The sequence below is a fragment of the Blastococcus haudaquaticus genome, from assembly GCF_900230285.1.
Taxonomy (GTDB): domain Bacteria; phylum Actinomycetota; class Actinomycetes; order Mycobacteriales; family Geodermatophilaceae; genus Blastococcus_B; species Blastococcus_B haudaquaticus.
In genome coordinates, this window is sequence record NZ_OCNK01000006.1 from 169,746 (window position 1) to 189,441 (window position 19,696).

Sequence of the window (19,696 nt, forward strand, 5' to 3'; positions counted from 1 at the left end):
CCGGGCTCAGCGCCGCTGGAGCGCCATGCGGGACGCCGTCTTGCGGGCGTACATGTCGACGTCGGCGCTGTGCAGCAGGGCGGCGAACTCCTCGCCGTCGCCCGGGTAGACGCCGATCCCGACGCTCGCGCCGATCGCCACCTCCCGGCCGCCCACGTCCAGCGGAGCTCCCACCGCGGTCGTCAGCTCGTCGGCCACCCGGCGCGCCTCGGCAGCCGCGGTCTCGGGGGCCAGGCCGGTGAGCGCGACCAGGAACTCGTCGCCGCCCAGGCGGGCCAGCAGGTCACCGCGGCGCAGGCGGCCGCGCAGCGTGCGGGCCACGGTCTGCAGCAGCTCGTCGCCGGCCGCGTGACCGAGCCCGTCGTTGACGCCCTTGAAGCCGTCGAGGTCGAGGAACAGCAGCGCGAGGGTGTCCGAGCCGCTGCGGGCGTTCCAGATCGCGGTCTCCACCTGCTCCTCCAGCCGGCGCCGGTTCGGCAGGCCGGTCAGGGGGTCGGTGTAGGCCAGTTCCTGGATGCGGGTGAGGCAGGCGCGGTTGCGGTCGCGCTCCTGCAGCAGGGCGCGCTCGGCCTCGACCCGGGCGGTCACGTCGTGTTGCACGCCGATGTACTGGGCGACCGTGCCGTCGGCGCCCAGGACCGGTGACAGGTGGATCTCGTTCCACCACGGCTCGCGGTCGGGACCACGGAGGTTCAGGACCGTCTCCCGGCACCCCTCGCCCCGGTCGATCGCCGCGCGGATCCGGGCGACCGCAGCCTGGTCGGTGTCGGCCGACTGGAGGAACCGGCAGTTGCGTCCGAGCACCTCCCCGCGCGGCAGGCCGGCGAGCTGCTCGAAGGCCTCGTTGACGTAGACCAGCGGCTGGTCGGGCAGGCGCATGTCGGCGATGGTCACGCCGCTCGTCGTCGCGGCCATGGCACTGCGCAGCAGCGCGTCGGCGTCGACGCCGATCTGCGGCAGGGGCGCGGTCGCCGACGAACGCGGCTGCGGTCGGGCGGGCGCCTCCGGCAGGACGCCGCCGCTGCGCGGGGCGACCCGGGTCAGCAGGGCGTGCGCGGCCCGGACCACCGTGTCCCGGTCGTAGGTGAGCGCGTACTCGAAGCTGCGGTCCAGGTCGGGCCCGTCGTCCCCCAGGTCGCGGGCGAGCAGCGCCGCGCTGAAGTGCGGGCTGAGGACGACGACGTCCCACTCGCCGCGCACCGGGTCGCTGGGGTGGAGGGTGGCACCGCGGACGCCCCGCAGGGGCTCGACCGGCAGGTCCTCGCCGAGCGCGCACACGAAGCCGGTGCGGTCGACCAGGTCGCGGTATCTCTGGATGGTCGACGGCGTGAAGTGGCGGGCCTCCTGGAAGGTCGCGGCGACCACGCAGGTCTCGCCCAGCCGCATCGCCTCGCGCTCCAGCTGCTTGCTGAGCTCGATCAGCAACGACTTGCGCGAGCGGCGCAGCGTTCCGGAGGCCGGCAGGCAGGCGAAGGGGGAGGCGTCGATCGGCGCCGCCGCGGCGGCACCGGGCAGCTCGAGCTGCCCGGTCGGGAGCCCCGGCGCGGCGCCCGCACCGGGACGGCCGAACAGCCAGCCCTGCCCGAGGGTCGCGCCCAGGGCGCGGGCGGTGGCCAGGTGCTCGGCGGTCTCGATGCCCTCGGCGAGGATGACCGCCCCGGTCCGCTCGGCGTGCGCGTTGACCGCGTTCATGATCTCGGCGACCGCCGGCCCGGGGCGCTCCTGCACCAGGCGCAGGTCCAGCTTGACCACGTCGGGGGCGAGCAGCGGCAGGAAGGCCAGAGACATGGAGTCCGCGCCGACGTCGTCGACGGCAACGCCCCAGCCCAGGGACCGGACGCGCTCGACGGTGCGCAGCAGTTCGGCGGGGCGGGCGGCGAGGGCCCGCTCGGTGATCTCGATGACGATGCGCAGGTCCTTCGGCGCACCTTCCGCGATGGCGAGCAGGTCGTCCAGCGGAGCGCTGTCGAGGATCTCGGGCTCGACGTTGACGAAGACGGTCAGCGGCGCCAGCAGACCCTGCTCGACCGCGCCGCGGAAGGCGGCGGCGCGGCAGATCTCGTCCAGCTCGGCCAGCCGGCCCGCGGTCCGCGCGGCCGCGAAGAGCAGGTCGGGGCGCTCGAGGGGCCCCTTCGGTCCGCGGGCGAGGGCCTCGTAGGCGACGACCCGGCCGGTGTCCAGCTCGACGATCGGCTGGAACACGCTGCGCACACCGCCGGGCGCCAGCGCTGCGTCGAGCGCGTCGGCCGGGAATTCAGGGGAGACGTCCACGTCTGCCCATCGGCGGCCCGGGGCCGCGGAGTGAGCCGGGATGCGGCGTCTCCTCCCCTGGGGGGAGGTGTCAGGCCGGCAGCGTGATCAGGACGATCGCCACCGCAGCGGAGACCAGACCCGCCAGCTGCGCGGGCACCAGCCGTTCCCGGAGGACGACCTGGGCGAGCACCACCGTGCTCACCGGGTACAGGGACGCGAGTACCCCGACGATCGCCACGGAGCTGTCGGTCTGGGTGGCCAGGAGGAACAGCGCGTTGGCCGACATGTCGCCGACCCCCGAGGCCACGATCAGGGGGAGGGCGACCCGGGTCGGCCGCAGCGACTGGCGGGTGAGCGCGGCCACGACCACGACGAGCACACCCGAGGTCACCCGGGAAGCGACCAGTGGAGTCAGTCCGGCGTCCTCCCCGGTCTGGTCGAGGAAGACGAAGAACAGGCCGAAGGCCGAGCCCGCCAGCAGGGCCGGCGGCAGGCTTGCCGGCGGGGCGGCGCGCAGGCCCGCGAGGCCGGAGTCGGCCGAGACGAGGACGACGGCAACGAGGGCCAGCACGATGCCGACGGCGGCCCAGGAGCCGATCCGGTCCCCGCTGAGGACCCCCGCCAGCACGGGCACGGCAGCGGCGGTCACCGCTGTCACCGGAGCGACCGCGGTCATGACGCCGCGCGCCAGGGTCCGGAAGAAGAGGAGCAGCCCGGCGGCGCCGGCCAGCCCCGCGGCGGCACCCCACAGGAGGTCTCCGGTCGTGACCGGGCCGCCGAGCCAGGGCTGTACTGCCAGCAGCGGAACCAGCCCGGCGACTTGCGAGAGCGCCACGACGGAGAAGACCGACGCGCGCCGGCTCGCCAGCCCGCCGAGGAAGTCGGAGGTGCCGTAGACCAGGGCCGAGAACAGCGCCAGCACGACCCCCACGACGTCCCCCTCCGGTACCGCCACGGTCGGGGCGCTCCGGAGCCGTTGTAGCACCCGCCCCCGACCGGACGAGATCTGCACACTCGCCGCCATCAGGGCGCTGATGAGGGCGAGTGTGCAGATCTCGCCGCGACCGTCCGGGAACCCAGGCGCGGGCCGGGGTGCCCGGCGGGCAGAATGGCCTCCCGTGTCTGGCGCCAACGATCCCTACGACCCCAAGCAGGTCGCCGCGCTCTCCCCGGAGGCCCTCGACGACGCGGTGACCGCGGCGCAGAAGGCCTTCGCCGACGCCGGCGACCTGGAGGCGCTGGCCGCCGTCCGGCCCGCGCACCTCGGCGACCGCGCGCCCGTGCTGCTGGCCCGCCGCGAGCTGGGTGCGCTGCCGCCCGCCGCGCGCAGCGACGCCGGCAAGCGGGTGAACGCCGCGCGGGTCGCCGTCACCGACGCCTACGCGGCACGTCTCGCGGAGCTGGAGGCCGAGCGCGACGCCCGCGCCCTGGCCGAGGAGCGGGTCGACGTCACCCTGCCCTGGGACCGGACGCCCCGCGGGGCGCGGCACCCGCTGACGACGCTGACCGACCGGATCGCCGACATCTTCGTGGGCATGGGCTACGAGGTCGCCGACGGGCCGGAGCTGGAGGCGGAGTGGCTGAACTTCGACGCGCTCAACATCGGCCGCGACCACCCGGCGCGCACGATGATGGACACCTTCTTCGTCGCGCCGGAGGACTCCGGCCTGGTGCTGCGCACGCACACCAGCCCGGTGCAGGCGCGCACGATGCTGTCGCGCACGCCGCCCATCTACGTCGTCGCGCCGGGCCGGGTCTACCGGACCGACGAGCTCGACGCGACGCACACCCCGGTCTTCCACCAGGTCGAGGGCCTGGCCGTCGACCGCGGCCTGACGATGGCACACCTGCGCGGGACGCTCGACCACCTGGCCCGCTCGCTCTTCGGCGCCGACGCGATCACCCGCTGGCGGCCGTCGTACTTCCCGTTCACCGAGCCGTCGGCGGAGTTCGACGTCTGGTTCCCGGAGCACCGCGACGGTCCGCGCTGGGTCGAGTGGGGCGGCTGCGGGATGGTCAACCCGCGGGTGCTGGTCGCCTGCGGCATCGATCCCGAGGAGTACTCGGGGTTCGCCTTCGGGATGGGCATCGAGCGCGCCCTGCAGTTCCGCTCCGGCGTCGGCGACATGCGCGACATCGTCGAGGGCGACGTCCGGTTCACCACCTCTTTCGGAGTTGAGCAGTGATGCGGGTCCCCATCGGCTGGCTGGCCGAGTACGTCGACGTCCCCGCGGGGACGTCCGTCGAGGACCTCGACACCGCCTTCGTGCGCCTGGGCCTCGAGGTCGAGGAGATCCACCGCCCCGAGGAGGTCACCGGCCCGCTCGTCGTCGGCAAGGTCCTCGAGATCGAGGAGCTCACGCAGTTCAAGAAGCCGATCCGGTACTGCCAGGTCGACGTCGGCGAGGAGTCCCCGAGGGGCATCGTCTGCGGCGCCCGCAACTTCGTCGTCGGCGACACCGTCGTCGTCGCGCTCCCGGGCGCTGTCCTGCCCGGCGGGTTCGCCATCGCCGCGCGGACGACCTACGACCACGTCTCCGACGGGATGATCTGCTCGGTCCGCGAGCTGGGCGTCGGTGAGGACCACGCCGGGATCCTCGTGCTCGGGGCCGACGGGTCCGACGTGCCCCCTCCGGGCACGCCGGCCGGGCCGGTCGTCGGACTCGAGGACGTCGTCATCGAGCTGGCCGTGACCCCCGACCGGGGCTACTGCCTCTCGATGCGTGGCATCGCCCGGGAGATGGGCACCGGTCTGGCCGCCCCGTGGCGCGACCCGGGCGCCCTCACCCCGCCCGCCTGGTCCGGCGAGCCCGCGTGGCCGGTGACCGTGGCCGACCCCGAGCGTTGCGACCGCTTCTCGATGCTCGCCATGGAGGGTCTCGACCCGACGGCGCCCAGCCCCTGGTGGATGCGCCGCCGCCTCGCCCAGGCGGGCGTCCGCAGCATCTCCCTGGCCGTCGACGTCACCAACTACGTGATGCTCGAACTGGGCCAGCCGATGCACGCCTTCGACCGCGACGCCGTCACCGGGCCCATCGCGGTCCGGCTGGCCCGCGAGGGCGAGAAGCTCACCACCCTCGACGGCAGCGTGCGGAGCCTGTCGACCGACGACCTGCTCATCACCGACGACACCGGCCCGATCGGCCTCGCCGCCGTCATGGGCGGGGCGTCCACCGAGATCGGGGACGCGACCACGTCGGTGCTGCTGGAAGCGGCGCACTGGGAGCCGACCGGCGTGGCGCGCACCGCCCGCCGGCATCGGCTGCCCAGCGAGGCCGCGAAGCGGTTCGAGCGCGGCGTGGATCCCGAGATGACGGTGGTCGCCCTCGCCCGGGCCGCTGAGCTGCTCGCCGAGTACGGCGGCGCGCAGGTGGTGGGCGGGGTGGTCGACATCGACACCCGTGCCCCCCGCCCGTCGATCCCGCTCGACGCGGCCAGGCCCGCGCAGGTGTCCGGCGTGGCCTACACGGGCGCCCAGGTCGTCGAGCTGCTCGAGGCGGTGGGGTGCGACGTCGACGCGACGTCCAGCCCGCTGGCCGTCACCCCGCCCAGCTGGCGCCCCGACCTCACCGATCCCGCGGACCTGGTGGAGGAGGTCGTCCGCCTCGCCGGCTACGACGACATCCCGTCCGTGCTGCCCACCGCACCTCCCGGCCGGGGCCTGACCGACGTGCAGCGTCGACGCCGGAGCATCGGCCGCACGCTCGCCGAGGCCGGCTACGTGGAGGCGCCGTCGTACCCGTTCGTCGGGACGCCGGCCCTGGACGCGCTGAACCTGGCCGAGGACGACGACCGCCGTCAGGTCGTGCTCGTCCGCAACCCGCTCTCGGAGGAGGAGCCGGCGCTGCGGACGACGCTGCTGCCGGGCCTGCTCGCGTCGCTGGCGCGCAACCTGTCGCGAGGGCAGCGCGACGTCGCCCTCTTCGAGCACGGCGCCGTGTTCCCGGGCGGGGTGCGGACCTCCGCCCCGCTCCCGGGCGTCGACGGCCGTCCCGACGACGAGACGCTGGCGGCGCTCCTGGGCGCGGTGCCCGCGCAGCCGTGGCACGTGGCCGTGGCGCTGGCCGGCAACCGCGAGCCGCGCGGCTGGTGGGGGCAGGGACGCCCGGCGGTGTGGGCCGATGCCGTCCAGGCCGCGCGCCTGGTCGCCGCCGCCTCCGGCGTCGAGCTGACCGTCCGCGCCGGGGACCGGGCGCCGTGGCACCCGGGCCGGTGCGCCGAGCTGCTCGTCGGAGACACCGTGGTCGGGTACGCCGGCGAGCTGCACCCGCGCGTGTGCGCGGCACTGGAGCTGCCGGCCCGGACGTCGGTCATGGAGCTCGACGTCGACGCTCTGCCCGCCGCCGAGGTGCCGGTCGGTCCGCCGATCTCCGCCTTCCCGCCGGTGCTGCTGGACCTCGCCTTCCAGGTCGACGAGTCCGTGCCGTCAGCGCTGGTGCAGGAGGCGATCACCGCCGGCGGGGGTGACCTGCTCGAGCGTGTCCGGCTGTTCGACGTCTACGCCGGCCCGCCGCTGGACGCAGGTACGCGATCGCTGGCCTTCGCGCTGACCCTGCGGGCGCCGGACCGCACGCTGACGGGGGAGGAGGCGGCCGCCGTGCGGGCCGCCGTCGTCACCGCGGTCGCCGACCGCGGGCTCGGCGTCCTCCGTGGCTGAGCTGACCGGCCAGGTCGCGCTGGTCACCGGCGCGTCCACCGGCATCGGGCGGCATCTCGTCGAGGCGCTGGCCGCCCGCGGGATGGCCGTCGCCGGACTGGCGCGGACCGAGGACCGGCTGCGGACGGCGATGGCCGAGGTGGCCGCCGCGACCGGCGCGCGCACGTTCGCCGTCGCCGCCGACGTCACCGACCGCGCGTCGGTGGAGGCGGCGGTGGAGGCCGTCGTCGGGGAGCTCGGCCAGATCGACCTGCTCGTGAACAACGCCGGCGTCATCGACGCGTTGGAGGTGCCGCTCTGGGAGGCCGACCCCGACCAGTGGTGGGACGTCGTGGCCAGCCACATCAAGGGCGGCTTCCTGCTGTCGCGGGCGGTCGTGCCGTGGATGGTGCTGCGCAACCGCGGCCGGGTGGTCAACCTCGCCAGCGGCATGAGCGTGCGCGCCCGCCCGGAGTACTCGGCCTACTCGGTCGCGAAGACCGGGCTCATGCGGATGACCGAGGCGCTCGCCGCGGCGCTCGAGGGCAGTGACGTCCGCGCGTTCGACGTCTCGCCGGGCGTGGTGGACACGGCGATGACCCGCTCGATGGCGATCTGGCAGGGCTTCGAGGACTGGACGCCGCCCGAGGCGGTCTCCGAGCTGATCACGGCCATCGCGGCGGGCGAGCTGGACGCCTGGTCCGGCCGGCTCCTGCGGGCCGGGGTCGACGACCTGGACACCGCCCGCGCGGTCGCCCTCGGCGAAGCCGCCCGGCAGCTGCGCCTCCGGCCGTACGGCGAACAGGACCCGCTCGGCTAGGTTCCCCGGTCCGGCTCCTGGATGCGGAGTGTCGGTGGGTTCCGGCATGGTGCCCGGCTGTGGGTCCATCGGCCGGGAGTGCGCAGGCGGGGACGCGCGTCGGCAGCGTCGTCGCGGCGCTCTGCCTCGTGCAGTTCGTCGACGTCCTCGGCGTCACCGTCGTGGTCACCGCGCTGCCGGAGATGCTCACCGACGTCGGTGGCACGGGGGCTGACGGCACCCTCGTCGCCACCGGGTACGCCATGTTCTTCGGCGGCCTGCTGATGTTCGGTGCGCGGCTCGGTGACCGGCTCGGCCATCGCCGCACCATCCTGGCGAGCCTCGTGGTCTTCGCCGTCGGTTCCCTGCTGGCAGCGGTGGCGACCTCGGTGGTCGTGCTGACCGCCGCCCGCTGCGTCCAGGGTGCCGCTGCCGCCGCGGCCGTCCCCTCGGCGCTGAAGCTCCTCACGACGGTGGCCGACGGCGACCGGGCCCGTGCCCGGGCGGTGGCCGCCTGGAGCGCTGCGGGTGCAGCCGCCGGGGCGTCGGGGTTCGTCGTGGGCGGCGCGGTCTCCGCCGTCACCACCTGGCGGGTCATCTTCTGGGGGCTCGTGATCATGGCGGCCGTCCAGGCGGTCGCCGTCGCCGGCCTGGTCCCGCACGACCCGGAGGCCCGAGCCCGGACGCCGCTCAACGCGTTGGGTTCGGTGCTGCTCACCGCGGCGGTGATGCTGCTGGTCGTCGGGACGACGCTGCTCGGGGAGGACGGCCACCGGCCCCTGGGTGCGCTGCTGGCCGGGGCCGCCGTCGTCGTGGCCGTCGGATTCGTCCGGGTCGACCGCCGGTCGAGCGCGCCGCTCCTGCCGGTCCCGTTGCTCCGGACCCCGCAGGTGCTGCGCGGGACGACGGGCTCCTTCGTGAACACCGCGACCACCAGCGGCGTCGCCACCCTGATCACGCTCTACCTGCAGTCCACCCTGGGGCGCTCGCCGCTGGAGGCCGCGGCGACGCTGCTGCCGTTGAGCGTCGCGGTCATCGCCGGCTCGGCGGCCGCCGCGCGGTTGATCGTGCGACGGCCACGCGAACGGGTCACCGCGGCCGGGCTCGCCCTCATCGGCGCCGGCATCGCGCTGCCGCTGCTCGCCCCGGCCGCCGCCGTCCTCGTCGCGGCCGGGATGGCGGTCGCCGGCTTCGGGCTGGGCCTCGCCGCCGTCGCGACGACGTCGCTCGGCACGGACGTCGACGAGCGGCAGCGGGCGACGTCCTCCGGCGTCATCAACACCAGTGCCCAGCTCGGGACGGCGATCGGCACCGCCCTGGTCCTGCTGACGGCCGCTGCCACCACCGGCGTCCCGGGTCCGGGCACCGGAACGCCGGTGGTCGCCTGGGCTGCCACGGCGGTGCTGGCCGGCGTCGCCGCGGCGCTCTTCGCCCGTCTGCCGCGGGCGGAGGGGACGCGCGACTCAGAAGACGGTGGCCAGCGCTGACGGCGCGATGTCGACGGTGACGAGCGTTCCCGCGTCCAGCTCCATCAGCTCCCCGTCCAGTTGGAGCGGCATGGGGGCGAGGGTCGTGAAGGCGTAGTGGGTGGCGGTGGGCTGCGGGCCGAGTCCGCGGGTCGCCGCCCTGATCGCCATGAACAGCACGCGCAGCTTGCCGGTCCGCTGCTCGGTGATCACCTCGAAGCGGCCGTCGTCCGGGGTGCCGTCGTCGCTGAGCTTCGCGTACTTGGCCATCTCGGGGATGTTGGCGAACACCAGGCTGTCGATCGTCCGGCGTCGTCCGTCCTCGAGCTGGACGGGGTGCGGGCGGAAGCGGGAGAAGCCCCGCACCACCGACACGATCTCCCGCCACGAACCCTTGCCGCCCTCCTCGAGGTCGACCGCCACGACCGGCGTCAGACCCACGCCGATGTAGGAGTGCGCGTAACGGACCTCCGCGGCGGGACCGCTCCCGACGGTCAGCCGGAGCAGGTCGATCCGCCGGACGTCGCCGGCCACGATCGCATCCGCGAGCGGCCTCTCCCGGGTCGTGCGGCGGTGGTCGTTGGCGTTCCCGGCGGCCCGCACCGCACACACGGCGCGGTCGTTGCCGGCGTCCATGACGCCGTTGACCACCTCGTTGTAGCCGCCGTCGCCGCTCACCGAGACGAGGAGGGGCCGACCGGTGCCGGCGGCCTCCCGGGCCAGGTCGCGGGCGTGCCCGGCGTGCTGGGTGGGGGAGAGGTCCAGCGACACGGACGGGAGGCGGTGCGCCAGTTCGGCCCGGAGCTCCTCCGCCGAGTCCGCGGCGTTGCCGGTGCTCTTCGGGTTGAAGATGATGACGATCCGGTCGAACGAGGTCACCTCCGGCCACTGCCCAGGCGGTGCCGGGCGCACTCCCGTGACATCCGATAACCCAGTGAACGGTCATGCATGGGCGTGTATGGTCATGCATCGTGAACACAGGGCAGACGTGGACGGTCGGGGTCACCGGCGCCACCGGGTACGCGGGCGGGGAGGTGTGCCGGCTGCTGGCCGGTCACCCGAACCTCCGCCTCGCCGGGGTGCATGCCAACTCGAGCGCCGGCCGACGCCTGGGTGAGCTGCAGCCGCACCTGCTGCCCTTCGCGGAGATGACCGTCCAGCCCAGCGACGCGGCCTCCCTGGCGGGGTACGACGTCGTCGTGCTGGCCCTGCCGCACGGGGAGTCCGCTGCGATCGCTGCCCAGCTCCCCGCCGAGACCCTGGTCATCGACTGCGGGGCCGACCACCGGTTGCAGGACCCCACCGCATGGGGCCGCTGGTACGGGGGAGAGCACGCCGGCTCCTGGCCCTACGGCCTGCCCGAGCTCCCCGGCCTGCGCGAGCAGCTGACCGGCGCCCGGCGGATCGCCGTCCCCGGCTGCTACCCGACGTCGGTGACCCTGGCCATGGCCCCGGCCCTCGCCGCCGGCCTGGTCGAACCCGAGGTGGTCGTCGTCGCGGCCTCCGGCACCTCCGGCGCCGGGAAGTCCGCCAAGCCGCACCTCCTCGGCAGCGAGGTCATGGGCAACGTCAGCGCCTACGGCGTCGGCGGGGTGCACCGGCACACGCCGGAGATGATCCAGAACCTGTCGCAGGCCGCCGGGTCGTCGGTCAGCGTGAGCTTCACGCCCACGCTGGTGCCGATGAGCCGCGGGATCCTCGCCACCTGCTCGGCGAAGCTGCAGCCCGGCGTGGACGGCCCCATCGATACGGCTGCCGCGCGCGCCGCCTACGCCAAGGCCTACGCCGACGAGCCGTTCGTGCACCTGCTGCCCGAGGGCCAGTGGCCGACGACGGCCCAGGTGCTCGGCGCCAACACCGTCGCCCTGCAGATCGCGGTCGACCCCGACGCCGGCCGCCTGGTCGTCGTCGCCGCCGTCGACAACCTCACCAAGGGCACCGGGGGAGCGGCGCTGCAGTGCGCCAACCTCGCCCTGGGCCTCCCCGAGACCACCGGTCTCCCCCTCGTTGGAGTAGCGCCATGAGCACCACCGCCCCCCAGGGGTTCTCCGCAGCCGGCGTCGCCGCCGGGCTGAAGTCCTCCGGCGACCCCGACGTCGCCGTCGTCCTCAACCACGGTCCGGACGACGCGGCTGCCGCGGTCTTCACCACCAACCGTTTCCCGGCCGCGCCGGTGCTCTGGAGCCGCCAGGTGCTCGAGGGCGAGCGGGCGCGCGCCGTCGTCCTCAACTCCGGCGGCGCCAACGCCTGTACCGGGCCGGAGGGGTTCCAGGACACCCATGCCACGGCCGAGCACGCCGCGGCCGAGCTGGGCATCGGCGCGATCGACGTCGCGGTCGCGAGCACCGGCCTGATCGGCATGCGGCTGCCGATGGACAAGCTCACCGCCGGCATCACCGATGCGGTGAAGGCGCTGAGCGAGGACGGCGGGCCCGACGCCGCCCGCGCGATCATGACCACCGACAGCGTGCCGAAGACGACCGTGCAGCAGCGGGACGGCTGGACGATCGGTGGGATGGCCAAGGGCGCGGGCATGCTGGCCCCGTCGCTGGCCACGATGCTCGTCGTGCTCACCACCGACGCCGTCGTCGACCCGGCCGTCCTCGGCCCCGCTCTGAAGACGGCGACCAGCCTGTCCTTCGAGCGGGTCGACTCCGACGGCTGCCTGTCGACCAACGACACGGTCCTCGTGATGTCGAGCGGGGCCAGCGGCGTCACGCCCAGCGCGGAGGAGTTCACCGAGGCGCTGACGGCGGCGGCCACGGACCTGGCGATGCAGTTGCTGGCCGACGCCGAGGGCTCGACGAAGGACATCGCCATCACCGTCCGGAACGCCGCCTCCGTGGAGGACGCGCTCACCGCCGGCCGGGCCTGCGCGCGCAACAACCTGCTCAAGACGGCCCTGTTCGGCAACGACCCCAACTGGGGACGGGTGCTCGCGGCGATCGGCACGACCGACGCCGCGTTCGAGGCCGACCAGGTCGACGTGACGATCAACGGCGTCACCGTCTGCCGGGGCGGCGCGATCGGCGACCCGCGCGAGGGCGTGGACCTGACCGGGCGGGAGATCACCATCGACGTCGACCTCAGGGCCGGCGGCGAGCAGGCGACGATCTGGACCAACGACCTGTCCATCGCCTACGTGCACGAGAACTCGGCGTACTCGACGTGACCGCGCAGGACTCGGCGCACACGCCGCAGCACCAGGACCCCACCCCGCCCGACGTCCGCATCGACGAGCCGTCCCCGCAGCCGCGCCTGCCGCGGACGGTCGGCACCCGCCGGGTCATGCGGAAGAACGACCCCGAGGGCGACCGGCAGAAGGTCGCCGTGCTCACCGGGGCACTGCCCTGGCTCAAGGAGTTCCACGGCAACGTCGTCGTCATCAAGTACGGCGGCCACGCCATGGTGGACGACGAGTGCCGCCGCGCCTTCGCGGAGGACATGGTCTTCCTGCGGACGTGCGGGATCCTGCCCGTCGTCGTGCACGGCGGCGGCCCGCAGATCACCGAGATGCTGGGCCGGCTCGGCATCGAGAGCGAGTTCAAGGGCGGCCTGCGGGTCACCACCCCGGAGACCATCGACGTCGTCCGCATGGTGCTCACCGGTCAGGTCGGCCCGGACATCGTCGGCCTGATCAACCAGCACGGTCCGATGGCGGTCCACCTCTCCGGCGAGGACGGCGGCCTGTTCACCGCGGCCCGCACGCAGGCGGTCGTCGACGGCGAACCGGTCGACATCGGTCTGGTCGGCGACGTCGCCGCCGTCGACGTCACGCCGGTCACCGCGCTGCTCGAGGCCGGCCACATCCCGGTCGTCGCCAGCGTCGCCCCGGACGCGGACGGCGTGGTGCACAACGTCAACGCCGACACCGCGGCGGCCGCACTCGCCGCCGCACTGGGCGCGGTCAAGCTCGTCGTCCTCACCGACGTGGAGGGGCTCTACGCCGACTGGCCCCACCGCGACTCGCTCGTCCAGCAGATCGACGCCCGCGAGCTCGCCGAGGTCCTGCCTCACCTGGACGCCGGGATGATCCCGAAGATGGCCGCCTGCCTGCGGGCGGTCGAGGGCGGGGTCCGCAGGGCGACCGTCGTCGACGGGCGCACACCCCACGCCCTGCTGCTCGAGACGTTCACCACCGAAGGCACCGGCACGATGGTCGTGCCGGCTCCGACGGCCCCGCACGGGACGACACAGAAGGAGGGCACGGCACCATGACGCACACGGAGGAGCTGGCCCGCCGCTGGTCGGCGGTGATGATGAGCAACTACCGGACGCCGCCGGTCGCGCTCGACCACGGCGCGGGCGCGACCGTGTGGGACGTCGACGGGCGCGAGTACACCGACCTGCTCGGCGGCATCGCGACGACGATCCTCGGCCACGCGCACCCGAAGGTCGTCGAGGCGATCACCGCCCAGGCGCAGAAGCTCGGGCACGTCTCCAACCTGGCGATGCACGAGCCCGGCGTCGCGCTCGCGGAGCGGCTGCTCGACCTCGCCGGCCGGCCGGGACGGGTCTTCTTCTGCAACTCCGGCGCCGAGGCCAACGAGGCGGCGTTCAAGATCAGCCGACTGACCGGTCGGCCCGAGGTCATCACCGCCGAGGGCGCCTTCCACGGGCGGACGATGGGTGCCCTGGCACTCACCGGACAGCCGTCGAAGGCGGCGGCCTTCGCACCTCTGCCCGGCGGTGTGCGGTACGTGCCCTACGGGGACGCCGACGCGTTGGCCGCGACGGTCTCCGAGCGGACGGCGATGCTGCTGCTCGAGCCCATGCTGGGCGAGGGCGGCGTGCTGCCGGCGCCTCCCGGCTACCTGGCGGGCGCCGCCTCGGCGGCCGGGAAGTCCGGCGCGCTGTTCGCGCTCGACGAGGTGCAGACCGGCATCGGCCGCACCGGGCACTGGTTCGCGCACCAGGCCGAGGGTCTGCAGCCCGACCTCATCACCCTCGCCAAGGCGCTGGGCGGCGGGCTCCCGATCGGCGCGACCCTCGCCTTCGGCGACGCGGCGGACCTGATGACGGCCGGCGCCCACGGCTCGACCTTCGGCGGCAACCCGATCGCGGCCGCCGCTGCGCTGGCCGTGCTCGACACGATCCGCGACGAAGGGCTGCTGGAGCGGGCCAAGGAGCTCGAGCACCGGTTCACCGCCGGTATCGAGGGCCTCGGTCACCCGGGCATCAGCGGGGTCCGGGGGAGGGGTGCGCTGCTCGGCGTCGTCCTGACCGACGACGTCGCCCCCGCGCTGGAGGGCCGGCTGCGCGCAGCCGGGTTCCTGACCAACGCGGTGGCGCCCGGCGTCCTCCGGCTCGCCCCGCCCCTCGTCCTCACCGACGTGCAGGTCGACGCCTTCGTGGCGGCCCTGCCCGCTGCCCTCGACGCCTCCCTGGAGACCCAGTGACCCGGCACTTCCTCAAGGACGACCACCTCACCCCCGCGGAGCAGGCCGAGGTGCTGGCGCTCGCCGCCTCGCTCAAGGCCACCCGGCACACCGCCGAGGCGCCGATGCCGCTCGCCGGCCCCAAGGCGGTGGCGGTGCTCTTCGACAAGCCCTCCACCCGCACCCGGGTGTCGTTCTCCATCGGCGTCGCCGAGCTGGGTGGCTATCCGCTGGTCATCGACGCCGGCAGCAGTCAGCTGGGTCGAGGGGAGCCGATCGAGGACACCGCCCGCGTGCTCGACCGGCAGGTGGCCGCGATCGTCTGGCGCACCTTCGGCCAGGACCGCATCGAGGCCATGGCGTCGGCGAGCCGGGTACCGGTGGTCAACGCGCTCACCGACGAGTACCACCCCTGCCAGATCCTGGCCGACCTGCAGACGGTCATCGAGCACAAGGGCAGCCTCGCCGGCCGATCGCTGACCTACCTCGGCGACGGCGCGAACAACATGGCGCACTCCTACCTGCTGGGTGGTGCGACGGCGGGCATGCATGTGCGGATCGGGTCGCCCGAGGGCTTCCGGCCCGATCCCGCCGTCCTCGACCGCGCAGCGAAGATCGCCGCCGAGACGGGCGGCTCCGTGGGCTGGACCGCCGACGCCGCGGCCGCAGCCGACGGCGCCGACGTGCTGGCGACCGACACCTGGGTGTCGATGGGCCAGGAGGGCGAGTACGACGCCCGCATCGCCCCGTTCCTGCCCTACGCGGTCGACGAGGCCGCGCTGGGCCGGGCCGCCGACGACGCCGTCGTCCTGCACTGCCTGCCCGCCTACCGCGGCAAGGAGATCGCCGCCGCCGTGATCGACGGGCCGCAGAGCGTGGTGTGGGACGAGGCCGAGAACCGGCTGCACGCCCAGAAGGCCCTCCTGATGTGGCTGCTCCAGCGATGACGGCGGGGCTCACCCGCAGCGCCCGCCAGGCCCGCATCCGGCAGCTGATCGAGGCGCAGGCAGTGACCTCGCAGACGCATCTCGCCGCCTTGCTCGCCGGGTCGGGCGTGGAGGTCACGCAGGCGACGCTCTCGCGCGACCTGGAGGAGCTGGGCGCCGTGAAGATGCGCGGCTCCGACGGGGCCCCGGCCAGCTACGTGCTGCCGCCGGAGAACGCGCCGCTGCGTCCGGCCCAGGCCGCGCCGGCCCGGCTCACCCGCCTGCTGGCCGACCTGCTCACCCAGGCCGAGGGCAGCGCCAACCTCGCCGTCCTCCGTACCCCGCCCGGAGCCGCGCAGTTCCTGGCGTCCGCCCTGGACAAGGTGGGCCTCCCCGACGTCCTGGGCACGATCGCGGGGGACGACACTCTGCTGGTCGTCTCCCGGGAGCCCGACGGCGGACCGGCCCTGGCCGACCGGCTGCGGGCGCTCGCCGCCGGGACGCCGGCGATCTATCCCGAGCTCAAGACCGACCTGGAAGAGAGTGGCCCGTGACGGCAGCGAACGAGACCCGGCTCTGGGGCGGACGCTTCGGCGGCGGCCCCTCGCCGGCGATGGCGGCGCTGTCCAAGTCCACGGACGTCGACTGGCGTCTGGCGCCCTACGACCTGGCGTCCTCCCGCGCCCACGCGCGGGTCCTGCACCGCGCGGGGCTGCTCACCGACGAGGAGCTCGCACAGATGGTCGGCGCGCTGACCGAGCTGTCGGCCGAGGTCGCCGCCGGTACGTTCGCGCCGATCGAGTCCGACGAGGACGTGCACGAGGCCCTCGAGCGGGGGCTCACCGACAAGCTCGGCACCCTCGGCGGCAAGCTCCGCGCCGGCCGCAGCCGCAACGACCAGGTCGCGACCGACCTGCGCCTCTACCTGCGGCACAACGTCCGCGCGCTGGTGGCGGAACTGTCGTCGCTGGAGTTCGCGCTGCTCGGTCTGGCCGAGCGCTACCAGGACGTCGCCGCCCCCGGCATGACCCACCTGCAGCACGCGCAGCCGGTGCTCATCGCCCACCAGCTGCTGGCCCACGCGCACTCCATCGCCCGCGACGTCGACCGGCTCCAGGACTGGGACCGCCGGACGGCGGTCAGCCCGCTGGGTGCCGGCGCGCTCGCCGGCTCCTCGCTGAGGCTGGACCCCGACGCCGTCGCCGCCGAGCTCGGTTTCGACCGCGCGGCGGACAACTCGATCGACGCCGTCAGCGACCGCGACTTCGCGGCCGAGTTCTGCTTCGCCGCCGCGCTGCTCGGCGTGCACCTCTCGCGACTGGGGGAGGAGGTCGTGCTCTGGACGTCGACGGAGTTCGGCTGGGCGCGGCTCGACGACGCCTGGGCCACCGGGTCGTCGATCATGCCGCAGAAGAAGAACCCCGACATCGCCGAGCTCGCGCGCGGCAAGTCCGGCCGGTTCGTCGGCAACCTCACGGGTCTGCTGACGATGCTCAAGGGCCTGCCGCTGGCCTACGACCGCGACCTCCAGGAGGACAAGGAGCCGGTCTTCGACTCGCTGGAGCAGCTGATGCTCCTGCTGCCCGCGGTCACCGGCATGGTCGCGACGCTGACCCTCCGGCCCGAGGTGCTGGAGGCCGCGGCCCCGCAGGGCTTCGCGCTGGCGACCGACGTCGCCGAGTGGCTGGTGTCCTCCGGGGTGCCGTTCCGCTCGGCGCACGAGATCTCCGGGTCGATGGTCGCCTTCTGCGAGTCGGCCGGGCTCGAGCTCGACCAGCTCGACGACGACCAGCTCGCGGGCATCGACGAGCGCCTCACCCCCGACGTCCGGACGGTCCTGTCGGTGCCCGGGGCACTGGCGGCCCGCAAGGCCCGCGGCGGGACGGCGCCCGAGCGGGTGGCCGAGCAGTTGACGGCGCTCAAGGACCTGGCGGTCGTGCACGCGGACTGGGCGGCGTCCTCACCGGTGGCTGGGGTGCTGTAGGTGATGGCGCTCTGACCGCTCCCGGCCCGCTGCTCACGGCGGACGAGCTGCTCGGCCCGGTCGACGTCGTCGCGTCGTCCCTGCTCGGGTGCTGGATGGTCACCCAGCGGCCGGAGGGCACCGTCGCACTGCGACTGACCGAGGTCGAGGCCTACTCCGGCTCGGGCATGGACCCCGCCGCGCACTCGCACCGTGGACCGACCCCGCGCGCGGCCATCATGTTCGGCCCGCCCGGCCGGCTCTACGTGTACTTCTCCTACGGCGTGCACTGGTGCGCCAACGTCGTCGTCGGCCGTGACGGGGACGGGGAGGCGGTGCTCCTGCGCGCCGGCGAGGTGGTGGCGGGGGAGGGGGTCGCCCGCTCCCGGCGACCGGCCGCGCGCACGCCCCGCGACCTGGCGGGTGGCCCCGCCCGACTGACCCAGACCCTCGCCATCGGACGGGACGACCTCGGTACGGACCTGCTGGATCCCGCCTCGCCCGTCCGGCTGCACCGGGGTCCGGCGCCGGCCGACATCTCGGCCGGGCCACGCGTCGGGATCAGCACGGCGACGGAACTCCCGTGGCGGTTCTGGGAGACCGGTGCACCCTCGGTGAGCGCGTTCCGGGCAGGTGGCACGTCGCGCCGCCCCCGGGCCGGGCAGGATGGGCACCTGTGAACGACGTGATCGACGACCTGCACCGCCGGGGCCTCATCGCCCAGAGCACCGACGAGGCCGCGCTGCGAGCCCACCTCGCCGAGGGACCGGTCGCCTACTACGCCGGCTTCGACCCGACGGCGCAGAGCCTGCACGTCGGGCACCTGCTGCAGTTCATGGTCCTGCGGGCGCTCCAGCGCGCCGGTCACCAGCCCGTCGTCCTCGTGGGTGGCGCGACCGGCCTGATCGGCGACCCGCGGCCGTCGTCGGAGCGCCAGCTCAACGACCGGGAGACCGTCGCCGGTTGGGTGGAGCGCATCCGCGAGCAGGTGGCGCCGTTCCTCGACGTGCCGGCGGAGACCGAGGGGCTCCGCGGCCCGGTCTACGTGAACAACCTGGAGTGGACGGCGCCGGTCAGCGCCATCGACTTCCTGCGCGACATCGGCAAGCACTTCCGCGTGAGCCAGATGCTGGCCAAGGAGGCGGTGTCCGCCCGGCTGAACTCGGAGGCGGGGATCAGCTACACGGAGTTCAGCTACCAGATCCTGCAGGCCAACGACTACCGGGAGCTGCACCGACGGCACGGGGTGACGTTGCAGACCGGGGGATCGGACCAGTGGGGCAACCTCACCGCCGGCATCGACCTCGTCCGCAGGACCGAGGGTGCCAAGGTCCACGCCCTCTCCACCCCGCTGGTGACGAAGTCCGACGGCACCAAGTTCGGGAAATCCGAGGGCGGCGCCGTGTGGCTGGACCCCTCGTTGACGTCTCCGTACGCGTTCTTCCAGTTCTGGCTCAACGCCGACGACGGCGATGCCCGGTCGTGGTTGCCGCTCTACTCGGAGCGCCCGGCGGAGGAGGTCGAGGCGCTCATCGCCGAGAGCATCGAGCGGCCGGCGGCGAGGACGGCGCAGCGGGCGCTGGCGGAGGAGCTCACCGCGCTCGTGCACGGTCCGGAGCAGCTGCGCCAGGCGGAGGCGGCGGGCCGGGCCCTGTTCGGCCGCGACGACCTCACCGCCCTCGGGGCCGATACTCTCGCCGCAGCGCTGCAGGAGGCCGGCAGCGTGACGGTGGACGGCGAGACGCCGTCGGTCGCCCAGCTGCTGCAGCTGACCGGCCTCGTGGGGAGCCTGTCGGAGGCCCGCCGCACGGTGAAGGAGGGCGGGGCCTACCTCAACAACGACCGCGTCACCGACGGTGATGCGGTACCCGGGGACGACGCGTGGTTGGCCGGCGGCTGGTTGGTCCTGCGGCGGGGCAAGCGCTCCGTCGCGGGGGTCCGCCGGAGCTCCTGACCGGCTCCGTCCGGTCTGTGTCGGACAGGTGACGACACGGTGCCAAGGGCGTGTCCGGCGTCACGGACCTGCCGGTTTGACACCGGCCCCCCGACGGACGTAACTTTCTTTCTGCGCCGCGCGAGACCCCGTCTGGGGCCGGCGGGAAGGCCCCGAGGGGCCTGACCGTTGTGCGGTGCCACACGAGAAGATCGTCTCGGACGAAGCCCGCGAGGGTGGAGTACGAGCGCGTCCGCTCTTTGAGAACTCAACAGCGTGCCGAAAGTCAGTGCCAAGTAATACCCCGTGCCGGGGCCTTCGGGTTCTGGTTTGGGATTCCTT

General features: G+C 74.2%; 16 protein-coding genes. 13 read left to right on the forward strand and 3 right to left on the reverse strand.

What is annotated here, in order from left to right:
- Window positions 1-6: 6 nt before the first annotated feature.
- Together CRP30_RS20365 and CRP30_RS20370 are read right to left on the reverse strand one after the other, a co-directional pair.
- A complete protein-coding gene (locus CRP30_RS20365; RefSeq protein ID WP_097185841.1) occupies window positions 7-2,271 on the reverse strand; it encodes a diguanylate cyclase domain-containing protein in 2,265 nt (754 codons plus the stop codon).
- 70 nt (window positions 2,272-2,341) lie between these two features.
- On the reverse strand, window positions 2,342-3,208 hold the full coding sequence (locus CRP30_RS20370; protein WP_235003585.1) for an EamA family transporter: 867 nt from the start codon (window positions 3,206-3,208) through the stop codon (window positions 2,342-2,344).
- 163 nt (window positions 3,209-3,371) lie between these two features.
- Here CRP30_RS20370 and pheS point away from each other — a divergent pair, with 163 nt between their 5' ends.
- Genes pheS through CRP30_RS20390 form a run of 4 tightly spaced genes read left to right on the forward strand, consistent with a single transcriptional unit; the run spans window position 3,372 to window position 9,175 of the window.
- Window positions 3,372-4,439, forward strand: coding sequence for a phenylalanine--tRNA ligase subunit alpha (gene pheS, locus CRP30_RS20375; RefSeq protein ID WP_097185842.1), 1,068 nt, complete (start codon window positions 3,372-3,374; stop codon window positions 4,437-4,439).
- On the forward strand, window positions 4,439-6,910 hold the full coding sequence (gene pheT / locus CRP30_RS20380) for a phenylalanine--tRNA ligase subunit beta (RefSeq protein ID WP_097185843.1): 2,472 nt from the start codon (window positions 4,439-4,441) through the stop codon (window positions 6,908-6,910). The genes pheS and pheT overlap by 1 nt, the downstream gene beginning before the upstream one ends.
- Complete coding sequence (locus CRP30_RS20385) at window positions 6,903-7,709, forward strand: SDR family NAD(P)-dependent oxidoreductase (RefSeq protein ID WP_097185844.1); 807 nt, start codon at window positions 6,903-6,905, stop codon at window positions 7,707-7,709. The genes pheT and CRP30_RS20385 overlap by 8 nt, the downstream gene beginning before the upstream one ends.
- A 59-nt stretch (window positions 7,710-7,768) precedes the next feature.
- Window positions 7,769-9,175 (forward strand): MFS transporter, encoded by a 1,407-nt coding sequence (locus CRP30_RS20390; RefSeq protein ID WP_159961821.1) that lies wholly within the window; start codon window positions 7,769-7,771, stop codon window positions 9,173-9,175.
- Here CRP30_RS20390 and CRP30_RS20395 read toward each other — a convergent pair.
- Complete coding sequence (locus CRP30_RS20395; RefSeq protein ID WP_097185846.1) at window positions 9,152-10,033, reverse strand: diacylglycerol/lipid kinase family protein; 882 nt, start codon at window positions 10,031-10,033, stop codon at window positions 9,152-9,154. The two genes, CRP30_RS20390 and CRP30_RS20395, sit on opposite strands and share 24 nt — an antisense overlap.
- Before the next feature lie 92 nt (window positions 10,034-10,125).
- Here CRP30_RS20395 and argC point away from each other — a divergent pair, with 92 nt between their 5' ends.
- The 9 genes from argC to tyrS are packed head-to-tail and all read left to right on the forward strand — an operon-like array spanning window position 10,126 to window position 19,375.
- Complete coding sequence (gene argC / locus CRP30_RS20400; protein WP_235003586.1) at window positions 10,126-11,178, forward strand: N-acetyl-gamma-glutamyl-phosphate reductase; 1,053 nt, start codon at window positions 10,126-10,128, stop codon at window positions 11,176-11,178.
- Complete coding sequence (argJ, locus tag CRP30_RS20405; RefSeq protein ID WP_097185848.1) at window positions 11,175-12,326, forward strand: bifunctional glutamate N-acetyltransferase/amino-acid acetyltransferase ArgJ; 1,152 nt, start codon at window positions 11,175-11,177, stop codon at window positions 12,324-12,326. The genes argC and argJ overlap by 4 nt, the downstream gene beginning before the upstream one ends.
- Window positions 12,323-13,372 (forward strand): acetylglutamate kinase, encoded by a 1,050-nt coding sequence (gene argB, locus CRP30_RS20410; RefSeq protein WP_097185849.1) that lies wholly within the window; start codon window positions 12,323-12,325, stop codon window positions 13,370-13,372. Before argJ ends, argB begins: the two co-directional genes overlap by 4 nt.
- Window positions 13,369-14,553 carry an acetylornithine transaminase gene (locus CRP30_RS20415; protein ID WP_097185850.1) on the forward strand — a complete coding sequence of 395 codons (1,185 nt, stop codon included), beginning with the start codon at window positions 13,369-13,371 and terminating at the stop codon, window positions 14,551-14,553. The genes argB and CRP30_RS20415 overlap by 4 nt, the downstream gene beginning before the upstream one ends.
- Window positions 14,550-15,479 (forward strand): ornithine carbamoyltransferase, encoded by a 930-nt coding sequence (gene argF / locus CRP30_RS20420; RefSeq protein WP_097185851.1) that lies wholly within the window; start codon window positions 14,550-14,552, stop codon window positions 15,477-15,479. The genes CRP30_RS20415 and argF overlap by 4 nt, the downstream gene beginning before the upstream one ends.
- Entirely contained in the window at window positions 15,461-16,012 is a 552-nt protein-coding gene (locus CRP30_RS20425) for an arginine repressor (protein WP_235003587.1), read from the forward strand. Before argF ends, CRP30_RS20425 begins: the two co-directional genes overlap by 19 nt.
- Entirely contained in the window at window positions 16,009-17,442 is a 1,434-nt protein-coding gene (gene argH, locus CRP30_RS20430; RefSeq protein WP_097185853.1) for an argininosuccinate lyase, read from the forward strand. Before CRP30_RS20425 ends, argH begins: the two co-directional genes overlap by 4 nt.
- Window positions 17,443-17,471: 29 nt before the next feature.
- Window positions 17,472-18,101 carry a DNA-3-methyladenine glycosylase gene (locus tag CRP30_RS20435; protein ID WP_255407393.1) on the forward strand — a complete coding sequence of 210 codons (630 nt, stop codon included), beginning with the start codon at window positions 17,472-17,474 and terminating at the stop codon, window positions 18,099-18,101.
- Window positions 18,098-19,375, forward strand: coding sequence for a tyrosine--tRNA ligase (tyrS, locus tag CRP30_RS20440; RefSeq protein WP_097185854.1), 1,278 nt, complete (start codon window positions 18,098-18,100; stop codon window positions 19,373-19,375). The genes CRP30_RS20435 and tyrS overlap by 4 nt, the downstream gene beginning before the upstream one ends.
- Window positions 19,376-19,696: the final 321 nt, after the last annotated feature.

Bases quoted from the DNA above. Each gene is read 5' to 3' on its own strand.
- pheT (WP_097185843.1), top strand. From the start codon at position 4,439: ATGCGGGTCCCCATCGGCTGGCTGGCCGAGTACGTCGACGTCCCCGCG.
- argJ (WP_097185848.1), top strand. From the start codon at position 11,175: ATGAGCACCACCGCCCCCCAGGGGTTCTCCGCAGCCGGCGTCGCCGCC.
- CRP30_RS20415 (WP_097185850.1), top strand. From the start codon at position 13,369: ATGACGCACACGGAGGAGCTGGCCCGCCGCTGGTCGGCGGTGATGATG.